Below are 14,226 nucleotides of genomic sequence, written 5' to 3'. Positions count from 1 at the left end.
GAAAAAGCCTTTGAAGGAATGAACCCTTCAAAGGCTTTTTCTAGACGCCTTTTTGTATAAAGTTACGTTCAATGTAAATATATAAATACAAGCATATAGAAACTATTAACATCCCTAAGCTTATGACAAATAAACCCATTCCACGCCAACTACCGATAATAAAAGATAGGAGAACAGTGATTCCCCAAAAAATAAGTGTGATCTGGGTAGCTTTTCTTTTATTTTTAACGACTAATTTACTTATCACAAATACTACCACATTAGCAAAAAAACCTATCCCAATTGGAATTAGAATATCCATTTTCTTATCCCATCCCTTTCTTTGCTTCGTTTAAATAAGTTTTAGCGTAACTCTAAAAGTTTCAAAAATAAAAAGCTCTTCCTAATTATTATACAAAAATTGCAAAAAGAAAGTACAAATAAATAAGATGGACGAAAAATACTCCCATTAGATCAGCAGCTTCTTCATCTGTCTATCAAATGGGAGTATTTCAATTTTGACGATTAAGGTGAGCCCCAAGGAAATAGTGAATATAAAGAAATGATTAAAATAGCTACAGCGATGATGAAAGTGATGTAGGGACTGACGTTGCTTGCTTTATTTTTTATTAGCTTTACGCTCAGCACTATAATGACTAATGATAATGGGAATATTAGCCAAAAACCCAGATTACCTAGGAACTCAATTTGAATTGGTAATTGATGGTAAAAATAATTATAGGCGATACTGAGAATAAGTAAAAATGTCAGCGCGATATTGCTTGATGCGATTTTATTATTGCTCATCATAATTCCCTCCAATCTATAAATTTGCGATCCTTTTATTTATAGTATGCTAGGAAAAATAATGTGGTTATAATGGTTTTGATTACGTACATCATATGTTTTTACATATTTGGGGCAATGGGGGGAGCATGGTTTATTTCAATTGAATAAAGCCATGACCAATATGATTGATCGAGAAGTTTTCCAGTGGAAGAACATGCGATAGTAAGTAATCATACACATACATAGGGATCAAACGTGATTCAGAACGATTGATTGTTTTTATAATAAGAGCAGCGGCACCAGCAACAAATGGCGCTGCCATAGATGTTCCAGTCAACTCTACATAATTACTGTTTAAATGTGTAGATAAAATATTTTCACCAGGCCCTACAAAATCTAAATTTACATTCGTATTAGAAAATTTCGAGGGTGTTTCTGCTTCAGATAGGGAGCCGACTTGTATGACTTCTTTATAAAATCCAGGGTATGATATTTCGATAGTCTCGCTTTCTCCATCGCCTTCATTACCAGCAGCCGCTACTAATACGATTCCTTTTGAACGGGCATATTTTATGGCTTTATGCAATTCTTCATGTGGTTCAGGACTACCTAGCGACATATTCATGATGTTTACTTTTTCTCCATTAGGCCCAGTCCAATCAACGGCATACATAATGGCCTTAATTAAATTCTCAAAGCTACCTCTGCCCATATGATTAATCACTTTTAATATAAGAACTTTACTTTTTGGCGCTACACCTGTGATGCCTCTACCGTTATCGACGGCTGCAATAATCCCAGACACATGTGTCCCATGACCGAGGTAGTCTTTATAAATGGAAGGGTTACCTTCATCATCATCTGTGAAATTATAGCCATCAATAATATTTTCCTTTAAACTCGGGTGGTCAATCTGAACGCCACTATCTAATACAGCAACAACAGATCCCAAACCCTGATCTGTTTCTTCCCACAATTCCCTTGCCCGAATCTTATCTAAGTTATCGGGAACTGCATTTAGAACTTTAAACAACTTAACAATTTTTACTGGTTTTAAAATGATTTCAGTGTTCATTATCTTCATCTCCTTTTACATAATAAAGTGAAGAAAGAACGATGATAATAAAGTGAAAGTCGCAATTTAAAGAAAAATATACCCCGAAAATGTTAGGAAAGGCCTAACATTTTCGGGGGAGTAAAGGATACGTATTGTCAGTTACAATATTCATTAACTCAATGGATTCATCTCTTTAATTTTTAGGACCTATTCGCCCACCTTTTATTAACCAACTCCAACATATCACGAAAAACTTCACCTTTTTTTGTAATAAATAAGGAAGGCCAATAAATAACACATACAATAAAGCAAGAACCAACAATCCATTTAATATACTGTTCATCTGTGTAGCAATAAAAATACTAAAGATTATTATAAGAAGATATAGTATAGCTATTCTCTTGTAGGCTATCATAAAATTCCCCTCCTGTTCATACGATCATACATTAATTAGATGAAAGATGTAAGGAAATTGGTAATGGAATAATTCCATTAAAAATTAAAACCAACCAAATAACATTAGGTAGTCTATAACCTAAATTATTTGGTTGGTTTATTTGTAAAAAGATCATTTATCATTAGCATGAATCTGACAATATTCCTTCAATAATTTAGAAGAAATACTGGCATTTTTAATAAGGTTTATTAGTAAATCGCGTTCTTTTAGAGAAAGACTGTCATTCGTTAAACAACTTGAATAAAATGATTGAACTTCTCTTGCTTTACAGTAACAAGCCATTAATTTTTCAATTTCCATGTGGATTACCCTCCTTTTTTGTAATTAAGAGATTTTATAACTTCAGATAACTCCATGATGACAGCTTCTAATTTATCTATTTTCCTTTCAAAGCGAATGAACAGATAGACTGTTATGGCAATAGGGAATCCAAAATTTCCTATTAAGCTAATCCACATTGGAACATTTTCTGGTGTCATACTATAAATCACCCTCCCTCTTACTCCAAATTAATATTATAAGGTGATACTCGGATTCGAACCGAGGATAAAGGTGTTGCAGACCCATGCCTTACATCACCAAAATTGTAACTGTACTATGGAAAGTGAATCCTTCTTTCATAAAAACAACCTTCCAGTTAAAAAAAGTATTATTTTGTTATGGTTCCATATCTTATGTTTTAATCCTCTTTATAGAAAAAAGGAGGTCTCTAAGATGAAGTATGATTTAACGGTTTATTCAAGCGATGGATGTCAATATTGTGTCAGGTTAAAGGAATGGTTAGAAGCAAATAATATTACTTATATTAATAAGGACATTAATGAAGAACACGTATTACAGGAGTTTAAGCAATTTAATAGTAGCGCTATCCCATTTACTTTAGTAGTCGCTGATAATAAAGTGGAGGAAATTATAGGCTATCAGCCAGAGAAAATAAAAGCTATTTTAGATAGTTGAAGAAGTTGGATTAAATCACCTTTTTTGTATAAAAGGTGATTTTTTATTCTCTTTTTAAGAACATTTGTTCTTATTTTGGTTTATAATATAGATACTACATTCACTTTATATAGAAAGAAGGCGGATATATAGGAGGGATTATTAAATGGAGAAAGATAATCAAAAAGTAGAGGAATTCTTCTATAGGAATAATAAACAGGTAAACAATCCAATTATAAAAAGCTTTTTGTTGGATTCTGAAAATCTTTATTTGGTACAAAAAGCGATCTTATATCCAACTGATAGTAATAAAAAACTCGTGGATGAATCTTTTCAATCTCACTTTATAAATGTTAGGAAGATCAAATACGTCAGTAATTTAATTTATTTCTTCAGTTTAGATTTTGATAAAAAAAGGAGAAAGCTGCAAAAGCATACTTTATTAATATTAGATAAGGGCTTATCAGAAGAAGGTGGAACGACTGCAAAAGAGCAAATAGAAGATGCAAGCAATGAAAAGGAGCTTGAAAATATAGTTGGAGAAGGGTTATTAGACAATATTGAGGATGAACAACTTTTAAAGTCCTTGCAAAAATTAACGGTTAAACAGCTACAAGTTTTAGAGATGATTTATGTAAAAGATCTTACTACAAAAGAAATAGCTCAAAAATTAAGAACAACACCACAGAATATATCCAATCTTCATCGCAAAGCTTTAAATAAGCTTAATCATACACTCAGAAAAAAGGAGGAATAATTTATATGGCAAATTTAGAAAATCAATTTAACGAAGAAACGCTTACAATTATAGAGAATTTCACACCTAAAATTAAACAATGTCTACACAGTACAGACTATCAAGAAAGGGAAGATTTAGAACAAGAAATCAAATTGAAAATTATAGAAAAGCTGGCGACAGTAAAGTTTCAGAATGCACCAAGTTTTTGGGATTTTTTCTTGTAATTCTTATAAAAAGAACGTCGAATTTATATACCTGACTTCAAGTAGGACGACAGAAAAAAGGGCAAGCTTCTACTTGCTCTTTTTGTGGATATGAACTACAGACGATTTTGACTGAACCTTACTTAATAAAAGAAATTGAGAGAAAATATTACTATAAAATTCATTAATTGGAATAAAAATACCTTCAAACAAGTTAATGGTACTTTCTAATTACTTTCTAGTGATAGAACAATACTGTGTGATTAGATCTTTATGACTACTTTATACCTAGTTAAGCAAGAACGAATTTACTAATTTTTTTCTATAAATCAAAAATAGAAATGAACATATTTGAGATAGTATTTTTATTCAAAAGCAGAAAAAAACGTTAGAATTTGTTAGGTTTATTAAAAAAATTCCTTAATTCATTGTAGAAATTATGCAATATATTTTCTGGATTTACATAAATATTTAGTAATTTTTTATGTTGTGGAATATAGGACTTTTATATAATTTTGATAAATTTACATATTTTTATAGATTTACTAACAGTTGTTTTAGTACACTGAATCTATGAATTGAAAGGGGAAAGAAACATGAAGAAAACAATTATTGCTGGAGCACTTAGTATCGCATGTTTAACTGGAGGCTTTAGTATACAAGCTAATGCACAAGAAAATGTAGATGTTTCTAGCTTCATCCAACCAAAAAATGTAGTTGCAGCTACTAATCAAGTGCAATCAATGTCCTACCAAGATATTTACAAAACGTTTTTACTTTCTAAAGTACAATATGACGATAAAGAAATGATCTTAGTATGTACAAAGGATAGTATTACAGTAAAAATATCCTTACAAGGACTTATGAAATTCTCTGAAGTGAGTGCAGAGGAGCAAAAAGAGTTTAAAGAGCTTTTCGGTGACTTTATGCAAATGAAATTTACTCCATCTGGAAAGACATTCAAAGCTGAAATGTTTGCTGAAGGAAGATGGCAAACTTTAACTGATAAAGAATTGAATGATTTTGTAACATCTATTAGTGAAGATATTTCAGACTTAAAACCAGGCGGTTACTTCACTGATACTATTGGACATTGGGCTGAGAGCTATATCCAATTACTGTACCAAGCTGACATTATTAATGGAACAACGGCTACAACATTTAATCCAAATGGACAAGTAACACGCGGACAATTAGCTTCTATGATTTTCCGTGCTGGTGGATTAGATGTGAAAGAGGATTACGAAAGCCCTGCTTCATATAAGGATTTGGGAAAATACCCAGGTGCTAAAGAAGTAGCGATTTTAGAGGATTATGGCTTAATCGATATTTTTGATGGTGCTAATTTTGAGCCATACAAACCTGTAACACGTGAGGAAATGGCCTATGTAACAGCAAGCTTATTAGAGGCAATGGAATTTGATGTAGCTAAGGCTAGCAAAAATAACACATTTACAGACAAAAATCAAATGCGTAAAGAAACGGTAGAATCAATCGGTTTATTACAACAATTAGGTGTTATTGACGGATCAAGTGGTAAATTTAATCCAAAAGGTAATCTTACACGTGCACAATTCTCTAAAATTTTATCACTTACATTATTAGCAGCAGGTGAAGAAGAATAATACGATTCTTCTTTTAACTGAAAAAAGCAATCCACATTATTTTGGTGGATTGCTTTTTTATTCGACTAGCATATGAAATACATAACTTAAAAAATAACCTAATAAAATATATGTTAAAAAGGATTTACGTGTTACTGAACGAAAATGATGCAAAATAAATTCTGAAATACTGGCGGTTGCGATTAACCCGATTGATATGCCCATTAGTAGCCCTTGTTCTTTCTCGGTTAATTCCCAATACTGACCAATCTGTATAAAGATACTAAAGAAAATTGAAAAGGCTATGAAATAGAGAAAGAGTTTCCATAGCCTTTCTCCTTGTGATAATAATGCTGTTGAAAGTGCAAAGCCTTCTGGCAGATGATGTAGAATAATGGATGCTGTAATGGTAATACCTAATGCAGAGTTCCCTAATAAATTTCCGACAGTGAGACTAATTGGAATGGTATGGATAATTATAGCCATTGCAAGTAGCGTTACAGAGGGGTTTTGTGTATGGGAAACGTGTAATAAACTATTGAGTATTTGAAAAATTAAATAGCCAATAAGAATTCCAAGTAAAAGACCGAATGATTTGTATAGATGAAAAGAAGAAGGAATAATGTCTAATATAAGTAAGCCAACTAAAAATCCGCCACATAATAATGATAATCCTTGAGTTGTATGCTGAAATAGCTTAGAAAATACCCAGGCTATCGCTCCTCCGATGCTAACACTGAACAAAAGAAATCCACCTAATATCATTGCATTCAACTGCAAAATTCCTTCACCCCATCGCCGTTTTACAAAATATATGCTAAATAGAAATGAATATGATTAGCGGAAGTTTTAGAAGAAAAGGATTCAATGTAGTAAAAGGCTATTATATGATCGAATGCTAGATAGGTATTAATTGACTGAAAATTTATTTAATTCTATACTTTTTAGATAATACCAGATTCATTGATTTAGTAACTACTAATGAAGGTGAGGAATATAAGTATGAAATGGGATGCGAGTTATGATGTAGTAGTCGTAGGTTCAGGAGCAGCGGGGTTAACAGCAGGTCTGACAGCAAAGCTACAGGGCCTAAAATCACTAGTTATTGAAAAGACAGATCGTTATGGTGGAGCTTCTGCCTTGTCTGGTGGTGCATTATGGATTCCAAATAATCATGTAATTAAGGGTGAAGGCGTTCCAGATACACATGATTTAGCACGTTTATACTTAGATTCAACCATTGGTGATCGTGTGCCAGAGGCTTTAAAGGAAGCTTATATTACAAGAGGACCAGAAATGTTAAGGTTTTTAAATAATCATACGAGGCATATGCGTTTCCAATATGCTAAAGGTTATTCTGATTATTATCCTGAAAAACCAGGTGGCTTACCGCAAGGACGGTCGATTGAGCCACGGATTTTTGATTTGAAGAACATGGGCTCATTAGCAGACACGATGCGTCGTTCGACCTTGTCCACTAAAGGCATTACGATGAATAGCTATGAATTTCATAAGGTCAATATGATTAGACGTACGACAAAGGGGAAAACGACAGCATTAAAATTAGGCATGCGATTGGTGAAGTCGAAAGTTACAGGAAGTTTGCCTGTTGCATTAGGCGAAGCATTAATTGCTCGTTTACGAATGTCACTTGCTGAAGCGAATGCAGAGTTGTGGATCTCGACTGCATTTAAAGATTTTATCGTTGAAAAAGATCGGGTGACTGGTATCGTAGTTGAGCGAGATGGGCAGGAGATGCATATTGAAGCAAAGCGTGGGGTTGTGCTTTCTGCAGGTGGTTTTTCTCATAATCAAGCATATCGCGAAAAATATTTGCCAGCTCCAACAAACACAAAATGGACTTCTACACCAGAAGGGCAAACAGGTGACATTATCGAGCCAAGCGTAAAAATAGGGGCGTCACTAGATTTAATGGATAAAGTATGGGGGGCACCTTCAGTGATTGATCCACAAGGACATCCTTTCTTCCTAGTTGCAGATCGAGGCGTTCCTAATATGATGGTTGTAGATGGTGCAGGAAAACGTTATTTAAACGAAGCGGCACCTTATCATGAATTTGTAGACAATATGCATAGTCACCATGAAAAAAACAACAAAGCTATACCTTCTTGGATCTTGATAGATGCAACAGCAAAGAGTCGTTATATTTTCACGGGACTTTTCCCTGGACAGCCCTTTCCAAAAAGTTGGTTTGACAGTGGTATTGTGAAAAGTGCACAAACAATTGAAGAGCTTGCATGGCAAATGAATGTTTCTCCAGAAAATTTAGTGGATACTGTGGAACGTTTTAATGCTTTTGCTCGTAATGGTCATGATGATGATTTCCTTCGAGGAGATAGTGCCTATGATAATTATTATGGAGATCCTACATTGCAGAATCCGAATCTAGCAGAACTGAAGAATGCTCCATTTTATGCACTTCGCTTATATCCGGGAGATATCGGGACAAAGGGAGGCTTAGTAGTTGATCAGCATGCTCGCGTTGTAAAGGCAGATGGTACGGTAATTGGAGGCTTGTATGCCTCAGGAAATTGTTCGGCCTCTATTATGGGCGAAACATACCCAGGGCCAGGTGCAACATTAGGACCTGGTATGACATTAAGCTATATTGCAACAACGCATATGGCAAATGTAGTTAAAAAAGAACACGCAACGCTGCTAGAGGTATAAATTAAAAGATGCTATTTGTAGACCTAAGTTCAGCAGTTTGCTGAATTTAGGTTTTTTGTTTATTTTCATTCAATTCCTTACTGAATAAAGGGTTCTATAAGATAAAAGCTAGGAATATGGTGGATATTAAGTGTTAAATTGGTTCATTGTCAAAAGTTGTGAATGACATTTGTTACATTAATGCCATATATAGGTTGCTTGGAGCGGAGGCGAAGCGGCTCATTGGACGCCCCCAGGAAGCTCTGCTCTGTGCGAAAGCGAAGCGACAGCTTACAAAGCGCCCAGCCGGAACGGAAATCAACCACACGTTATGGTGATGAGCGGTAAAATCGATAATTCATTGGAACATAAAAAGGAGTGAATCAGCACGTGCTATCTTATAGACTCGTAACAACGATGGAAGAGTTAGAGTCCTATAAAAATACTTGGTCAGAGATACTTGAACGTGAAAAAAATGATAATCCGTTCATTGAGTTTGAATGGGTTTCGACATGGTGGATGACGTTAGGTGCAAATGACAATGTTGAGATTTACATAGTCGAGCAAAACGGAGTAGCAGTAGCATTTTTCCCACTTGTTCGTTATGTACGATTTGGTGGTATACATTATTTTGTTTTTTTAGGACAAGGGTTTGCCACTTATATGGAAGTAATTGCAGAGAAGCAATGGAAGGAACCTGCAATTGAATACTTACTAAAGGAGCTTTCTCGGAAATATAAACGATTTATATTAGTGTTACAAGGCTTATTAGAAAGTAAACATACATCTCAAATTCTGGAAAAATATGCAATAGAGTATCAGGTACCTTATTCTATTTTTCGTACTGTCACTCCTTATATTGATTTTCAATCTATAAAACTTGAGGATTTTCTTTATAAGCATAGAAAAAAATTTAAAACGATTCAGCGGCGTGAAAAAAAATTAAAGGCTCTTGGTCAAGTAACCTTTCAAGAGGTACATCGTGAAAGGTTAGCTGACATGTTCGACTTGTTTACGAGAAGATGGCAAAAGAAAATCGATAAAAGTGGATTTACAGAACAACAAACGCGTCGTTTTTTTGAGCGTTTAGCAACGCAGAAAAGTAACGCGTTACGAGTAGAAGTAGATAGTCTTCAGTTTGAGGGGCATTGGATAGGCTTTACGATCGATATTTGCTGTAGAGATCGAAATTTTTGTCAGGCGATGGGACATGAGCCTGATTTTAATATTTTTGGGCCTGGTCGTTTAATAGAGCGAGAAAATATGCTCAAAGCACATGCTTCGAACTACCGTTTCTATGATTTAGGCAGTGGTTATGAGCCTTATAAGTTTGAATGGTATACACATGTTGATTTTACTAGAAAATTTATGATGAGTACGAAAGGCAAAAGGGAACGTACCTTAAGGCTAATGATGGTCTTGTTTAATAGATTGAAAGGCCAATTAACGAATAATCATCAGCTCGTGAAATTGAAACGAGATCGATTGGGAGAACTACGTTATTTTTTAAAAAGTGCCCGTTCAAAGGATTGGTTCCATTCTTTCAAGAAGGGGATTAATCGCCTAATAGCTGTGCATATTTTTGATATTTATGTTGCTGAGAATGGCCAAGGTCAAACGACATCAAACTTTAATGAAGTGTTTATCCAGGATGTAATGGTAAGTAGAAGACGTGCTAACTATGTTTCGAACTTTCATAAAGGCTATCGGATCTTTAGAAATAGCACGAACGAAATAGCTTATTTAAGACATGATCAAATATTTCGTGAAGAAGCGACAGGATTTACACACGAGCTTCCATCCAATGTTTCATACATTCAGGACCATAATCATCAGCTGTCCGAAATCGTCGCTAACATGCAGGAAGAAGGAAGAGCCATCTGTACTTCCGTTCAATGGTATGAAAGGAAAAGACGACGAGAGCTAGTACAGTTAGGGTTTCAAAGGGTAGAGAGGATAACAATAATTCAAATATTGAAAAAGAAAAAGGTATATCGCCAAGTAAACAATTGGTTAAAATATCTCCAATCACAAGGGAATAGTATTTATCATCTCTGACATTTAGCGCTATGACCTTTATTTATTAAAAAAATCCCCAGCGTTTATGAAGCGGCGCTGAGGATTTTTTTCTGAAAGAAATTAAAAGTGTATACCTGGTTTATCAGTAAGCTTACAGCCTGTGCCATACTTTGCTTTTAAGGCACCTTTAAAATTCGTTTGTTCAAGTTCAGGGTATGCCTGTTTCCAAAGTTCAAACACATTGTGACTTGAAGCAGAGCCGTCCTTTGTTAGTCGAACAATATGGAAACCATATTCATCATTGCATCGAGTTAATGGACGATTTTCACGCACTGTAATGATACGACCACTCGCTGTAACATCATATAGGCCCTCGTAGCCTGAAATGGCACGTCTTTCTTCATCGAAGTCAACTGCTTTTTCTTCTTTAACTTCATCTTGCTCTACAAGTTTAGCTGCTTCTTTGACTTCATCTTTCTCTACAGGCATAGCTGCTTCTTTGACTTCATCTTTCACTACTGGTTTAGCTTCTTCTTTACTTTGAGTTGGAAGCTGTTCCACAATGACAAAATCCTTATTTGAAGCTTTGTCGCTCATTGTAGCCATTACGTTCATAATGGAACCGACATAACGCAATGGTTTGTCTTTGCCTTCTTCAAAAACAAAAATATTATAATCGGTTTTATTCATTTTTTTAATAATAATATTTCCTGTTGTAATCGTAAAACCGATAAATTTGTTCTTTTTTAGTGCTTGTACTGCTTGTTGCTTTGTTAAAATCATTATTAAATCTCCTAAAGAATTGTTTTTTCTATTCTACCATAAAATTAGTTTTCTTGTTTTTCTTATAGTTTTGATGTTTCATTATTGTTCTGTTAATTTTTAATAAGAGGTGAGAAATAGAACCGCTCAGGTAAGTCAAGGAAGTAATCGGGCCCCATAGCAATCGCTCGGCTACGAAGGGGCAAAATACAATCTGTATCTCTAAAAAGTCATGTGTAAGTTATTACACTACATCATCAAAAGGAGGATTTTTTATGGTTCAACATTTATTTAGTATGAATTTAAAATGGTCGGAGGGGAGAAATGGGACAGGTACTATTAGTGCGGACAATTTAAAAACGAAAATCTCTATCCCTCGAGAAATGAATGGACCAGGGATTGGGACAAATCCGGATGAAATGCTGCTTGGAGCAGCAGCAACTTGCTATTTAATTACACTGGCTACGTTACTTGAAAATTCGAAGATTGCTGTGTTGGATTTGTCTATGCAAGCGGAAGGTTTTGTTGATGTCACGAATGGCATTTTTACTTATGAGAAAATCGTACATAAGCCAAGAATTGTTGTACAAGATTTATCTGAACGACAGCACAAACGAATTGATCGATTAGCTGAGAAGGCTGAACAATCTTGTATGATTAGTAAGGCATTAAAAGGAAACGTTCAAATAGAATGCGAGGTGCAAATTATTCAAGGATCAATAGATAGTTGAACAGATAAGGGTTATGCACTTTGAAGGTTTATCGAAACAAAATCTCATTTTATCGAAACTATTTGAATGTTTATCGAAACAAACTCCCTTTTTATATTTTATTATGTAAATGCTTTTCGAAAGTAGTTCTATAAATGTCCCAAATGAATATATAAAGTTAAGTGCAAAAAATGCAAAGGATGATGTATTGCACGAGCAATCAGCTCAGACGACCACATTTTATAGTCAGTACGGCAAGAGAATTTTTGATATTACCGGGGCACTCCTACTACTTTTTATAACCATTCCTCTTATGTTACCTGTATTCCTCATTTTACTCATTAGTACAGGCCGCCCTTTTTTCTTTAAACAAATCCGTACTGGATTGGCTCATCAACGCTTTATTATTTTGAAGTTACGGACAATGACCATACAGGCAGTTCCAGTGACTACGCCTACTGTGTGTGCAGACGGAATTCCAGATGATTATTACTTTAAAACTGAACAGGATGCACGAATCACGAAGGTTGGGTCCGTTCTTCGGAAGCTAAGTATTGATGAAATTCCACAACTCATTAATGTCTTAAAAGGAGATATGAGTATTGTTGGACCACGCCCTGAAGTTCCACCCATCACAAATGCTTATAACACTGTCCAGGCACGACGATTAGAAGTAAGGCCGGGATTAACGGGGCTTGCTCAAATTAACGGTCGATCTAATATTTCGCATGGGCAAAAAATTTCATATGATCTAGAATACGTTGATAATTATTCGTTTTGGATGGATTTGAGAATTATCATCAAAACATTTTACGTAGTGTTAGCGAGAACAGGTGCTTATTAACTTCTTTCAGCAGAAGTCCCCTACCTCTATAGGTGGTGAGATGGATGCGAATTTAAGCTGTTTTCAGGGGGGCCAAACGCCTGCTGAAAAAGAGGAACTCAGTCTAAGAACACCACGTCCTGTGGCAACGACTGAGTAACCAACATCGTGTTGGCTCAAAGCCTCCGGCGGATGTCATGGAATCGGAAAGGAGTTCTTAAAGGATGTTAGCCTAAAATCATCGCATCCATGCGATAACGGCTAACTGACCTGCATCACGCAGGCCTAAGCACAAAGTCGATTCCAGACGCAATTATGCCAAGGCACAATTGATAAAAATAAGGAGTGTTAGGTACTGAGAATTGTTCAGCTTATTACACGTATGGATAAGATTGGCGGAGCGCAAAAGCATGTGGAGGCACTTGCCATAAAATTAAAGCAAGACGCACATGAAGTAACTATTGTAACAGGCCTATACGATCCATCACTGTGGCGCTTACAAGCAGAAAAAATTGATGTTATCAGTATCCCAGCCATGCAGCGAGCGATTCATTTAAAAAAAGATTTACAATCCTTGTGGCAATTAAGAGCCGCTTTTAAAAAAATAAAACCCGATATTATTGCAGCACATTCATCAAAAGCGGGTGCAATTGGACGTGTAGTAGGTAGTCTTTTAGGCATTCCAACTGTTTTTACAGCCCATAGCTGGAGTTTTACAGAAGGCGTACCACATAAAAAAAAGATTTTGTATAGTCGAATGGAAAAATCAGTTCAGTCGCTAACAGCTAAAATTATTACGGTATCTGAATATGATCGCAAGCTAGCATTAACAAAAAGAATTGCTCCTGCCCATAAAATGTTGACCATTCATAATGGCATTGACCAAATAGATAAGCGAATAGCACCTAATCGAGAGAAAGAGGAGCATCCACTAATTGTGATGGTTGCTCGCTTTGAAGTGCCAAAAAGACAGGATTTACTGTTAGAGGCTTTAGCAGAGCTTTCTGATATTCCTTGGCGCCTTCAATTGATAGGTGATGGCTCATTGCGTCCTAATTTAGAAACATTTGTTGCTAATAAAGGCTTAACGGATCGTGTTTCATTTTTAGGCAACCAATTAGAGGTCACACCTTTGCTTGAGGACAGTCATTTATTTGTCTTGCTATCCGATTGGGAGGGCTTACCGATCTCAATTATTGAGGCGATGCGGGCAGGACTTCCGATTATCGCCACGAATGTAGGTGGCGTCAATGAGCTAGTTTCTGATCATGAGAATGGATTTTTAATGAACCGAGATGATACAGATTTACTAAAGAAAAGGCTTAAACAATTGTTAATGGATGAGAACTTGCGTCAAAAAATGGGGGACGCCAGTGAACGTTGCTTTTTAAGGAATTTTACGTTTCTACCAATGTATCAGAAAACCCTATTTGTCTACGAACAGGCTGTATCAAAGTCGGCTAAGAAAGGTGATTAAT

The 14,226-nt window shown here is 35.4% G+C and carries 16 protein-coding genes; 10 read left to right on the top strand and 6 right to left on the bottom strand.

Annotation, left to right across the window (positions count from 1 at the left end; genetic code table 11):
- Nucleotides 1-504: 504 nt before the first annotated feature.
- From BFJ97_RS14605 to BFJ97_RS23715, 4 genes are all read right to left on the bottom strand, one after another.
- Nucleotides 505-786: a hypothetical protein gene (locus tag BFJ97_RS14605; RefSeq protein WP_254660178.1), complete on the bottom strand. Its 282-nt coding sequence runs from the start codon at nt 784-786 to the stop codon at nt 505-507.
- Between the two features lie 133 nt (nt 787-919).
- Nucleotides 920-1,843 (bottom strand): S8 family peptidase, encoded by a 924-nt coding sequence (locus tag BFJ97_RS14600; protein ID WP_068985386.1) that lies wholly within the window; start codon nt 1,841-1,843, stop codon nt 920-922.
- A 550-nt stretch (nt 1,844-2,393) separates the two neighbouring features.
- Nucleotides 2,394-2,582: a hypothetical protein gene (locus BFJ97_RS14590; RefSeq protein ID WP_068985384.1), complete on the bottom strand. Its 189-nt coding sequence runs from the start codon at nt 2,580-2,582 to the stop codon at nt 2,394-2,396.
- Nucleotides 2,583-2,587: 5 nt separating this feature from the next.
- Complete coding sequence (locus BFJ97_RS23715; protein WP_083227054.1) at nt 2,588-2,761, bottom strand: YvrJ family protein; 174 nt, start codon at nt 2,759-2,761, stop codon at nt 2,588-2,590.
- A 235-nt stretch (nt 2,762-2,996) separates the two neighbouring features.
- Here BFJ97_RS23715 and BFJ97_RS23710 point away from each other — a divergent pair, with 235 nt between their 5' ends.
- The 4 genes from BFJ97_RS23710 (at nt 2,997) to BFJ97_RS14570 (ending at nt 5,785) form a co-directional block, all read left to right on the top strand.
- Nucleotides 2,997-3,239 carry a glutaredoxin family protein gene (locus BFJ97_RS23710; protein WP_068985383.1) on the top strand — a complete coding sequence of 81 codons (243 nt, stop codon included), beginning with the start codon at nt 2,997-2,999 and terminating at the stop codon, nt 3,237-3,239.
- A 145-nt stretch (nt 3,240-3,384) separates the two neighbouring features.
- Nucleotides 3,385-3,975 carry a sigma-70 family RNA polymerase sigma factor gene (locus BFJ97_RS14580; protein ID WP_068985382.1) on the top strand — a complete coding sequence of 197 codons (591 nt, stop codon included), beginning with the start codon at nt 3,385-3,387 and terminating at the stop codon, nt 3,973-3,975.
- A gap of 5 nt (nt 3,976-3,980) precedes the next feature.
- Entirely contained in the window at nt 3,981-4,181 is a 201-nt protein-coding gene (locus tag BFJ97_RS14575; RefSeq protein WP_068985381.1) for a hypothetical protein, read from the top strand.
- Between the two features lie 575 nt (nt 4,182-4,756).
- Nucleotides 4,757-5,785 carry an S-layer homology domain-containing protein gene (locus BFJ97_RS14570; RefSeq protein WP_068985380.1) on the top strand — a complete coding sequence of 343 codons (1,029 nt, stop codon included), beginning with the start codon at nt 4,757-4,759 and terminating at the stop codon, nt 5,783-5,785.
- A gap of 57 nt (nt 5,786-5,842) precedes the next feature.
- Here the strand turns inward: BFJ97_RS14570 and BFJ97_RS14565 are convergent, their stop codons facing one another.
- The gene (locus BFJ97_RS14565; RefSeq protein WP_254660177.1) at nt 5,843-6,508 is read right to left on the bottom strand and encodes a ZIP family metal transporter; all 666 of its coding nucleotides are present in this window, start codon (nt 6,506-6,508) and stop codon (nt 5,843-5,845) included.
- Between the two features lie 258 nt (nt 6,509-6,766).
- On the opposite strand from BFJ97_RS14565, the gene BFJ97_RS14560 reads away from it, so the two are divergent.
- The 3 genes from BFJ97_RS14560 to BFJ97_RS14555 all read left to right on the top strand — a co-directional run bounded on the left by BFJ97_RS14560 (nt 6,767) and on the right by BFJ97_RS14555 (nt 10,492).
- Nucleotides 6,767-8,455 carry an FAD-dependent oxidoreductase gene (locus tag BFJ97_RS14560; RefSeq protein ID WP_068985379.1) on the top strand — a complete coding sequence of 563 codons (1,689 nt, stop codon included), beginning with the start codon at nt 6,767-6,769 and terminating at the stop codon, nt 8,453-8,455.
- A 146-nt stretch (nt 8,456-8,601) separates the two neighbouring features.
- Complete coding sequence (locus BFJ97_RS24750; RefSeq protein ID WP_175401759.1) at nt 8,602-8,772, top strand: hypothetical protein; 171 nt, start codon at nt 8,602-8,604, stop codon at nt 8,770-8,772.
- A 52-nt stretch (nt 8,773-8,824) separates the two neighbouring features.
- Entirely contained in the window at nt 8,825-10,492 is a 1,668-nt protein-coding gene (locus tag BFJ97_RS14555) for a GNAT family N-acetyltransferase (RefSeq protein WP_068985378.1), read from the top strand.
- Between the two features lie 81 nt (nt 10,493-10,573).
- Here BFJ97_RS14555 and BFJ97_RS14550 read toward each other — a convergent pair whose 3' ends face one another.
- Nucleotides 10,574-11,236, bottom strand: coding sequence for an NUMOD4 domain-containing protein (locus BFJ97_RS14550; protein WP_068985377.1), 663 nt, complete (start codon nt 11,234-11,236; stop codon nt 10,574-10,576).
- A gap of 254 nt (nt 11,237-11,490) precedes the next feature.
- Between BFJ97_RS14550 and BFJ97_RS14545 the strand changes: the two genes are divergently transcribed.
- From BFJ97_RS14545 to BFJ97_RS14535, 3 genes are all read left to right on the top strand, one after another.
- Nucleotides 11,491-11,946, top strand: a complete 456-nt coding sequence (locus tag BFJ97_RS14545; protein WP_068985376.1) for an SACOL1771 family peroxiredoxin — start codon at nt 11,491-11,493, stop codon at nt 11,944-11,946.
- 187 nt (nt 11,947-12,133) lie between these two features.
- Nucleotides 12,134-12,769 (top strand): sugar transferase, encoded by a 636-nt coding sequence (locus BFJ97_RS14540; protein ID WP_068985375.1) that lies wholly within the window; start codon nt 12,134-12,136, stop codon nt 12,767-12,769.
- Nucleotides 12,770-13,130: 361 nt separating this feature from the next.
- Entirely contained in the window at nt 13,131-14,225 is a 1,095-nt protein-coding gene (locus tag BFJ97_RS14535) for a glycosyltransferase family 4 protein (RefSeq protein ID WP_068985374.1), read from the top strand.
- The last annotated feature ends 1 nt before the right edge of the window (nt 14,226 follow it).

It is taken from the genome of Lysinibacillus xylanilyticus, from assembly GCF_001708185.1.
Classification (GTDB): Bacteria; Bacillota; Bacilli; order Bacillales_A; family Planococcaceae; genus Lysinibacillus; species Lysinibacillus xylanilyticus_A.
Note: the sequence above shows the minus strand (reverse complement) of the source record. Positions and strands in the feature narration are given on the sequence as shown.

Coding starts and splice junctions, on each gene's coding strand:
- BFJ97_RS14605 (WP_254660178.1), bottom strand. CDS start 786: ATGAGCAATAATAAAATCGCATCAAGCAATATCGCGCTGACATTTTTA.
- BFJ97_RS14545 (WP_068985376.1), top strand. CDS start 11,491: ATGGTTCAACATTTATTTAGTATGAATTTAAAATGGTCGGAGGGGAGA.
- BFJ97_RS14575 (WP_068985381.1), top strand. CDS start 3,981: ATGGCAAATTTAGAAAATCAATTTAACGAAGAAACGCTTACAATTATA.
- BFJ97_RS14590 (WP_068985384.1), bottom strand. CDS start 2,582: ATGGAAATTGAAAAATTAATGGCTTGTTACTGTAAAGCAAGAGAAGTT.
- BFJ97_RS14550 (WP_068985377.1), bottom strand. CDS start 11,236: ATGATTTTAACAAAGCAACAAGCAGTACAAGCACTAAAAAAGAACAAA.
- BFJ97_RS14535 (WP_068985374.1), top strand. CDS start 13,131: ATGGATAAGATTGGCGGAGCGCAAAAGCATGTGGAGGCACTTGCCATA.
- BFJ97_RS23710 (WP_068985383.1), top strand. CDS start 2,997: ATGAAGTATGATTTAACGGTTTATTCAAGCGATGGATGTCAATATTGT.
- BFJ97_RS23715 (WP_083227054.1), bottom strand. CDS start 2,761: ATGACACCAGAAAATGTTCCAATGTGGATTAGCTTAATAGGAAATTTT.
- BFJ97_RS14580 (WP_068985382.1), top strand. CDS start 3,385: ATGGAGAAAGATAATCAAAAAGTAGAGGAATTCTTCTATAGGAATAAT.
- BFJ97_RS14560 (WP_068985379.1), top strand. CDS start 6,767: ATGAAATGGGATGCGAGTTATGATGTAGTAGTCGTAGGTTCAGGAGCA.
- BFJ97_RS14570 (WP_068985380.1), top strand. CDS start 4,757: ATGAAGAAAACAATTATTGCTGGAGCACTTAGTATCGCATGTTTAACT.
- BFJ97_RS14600 (WP_068985386.1), bottom strand. CDS start 1,843: ATGAACACTGAAATCATTTTAAAACCAGTAAAAATTGTTAAGTTGTTT.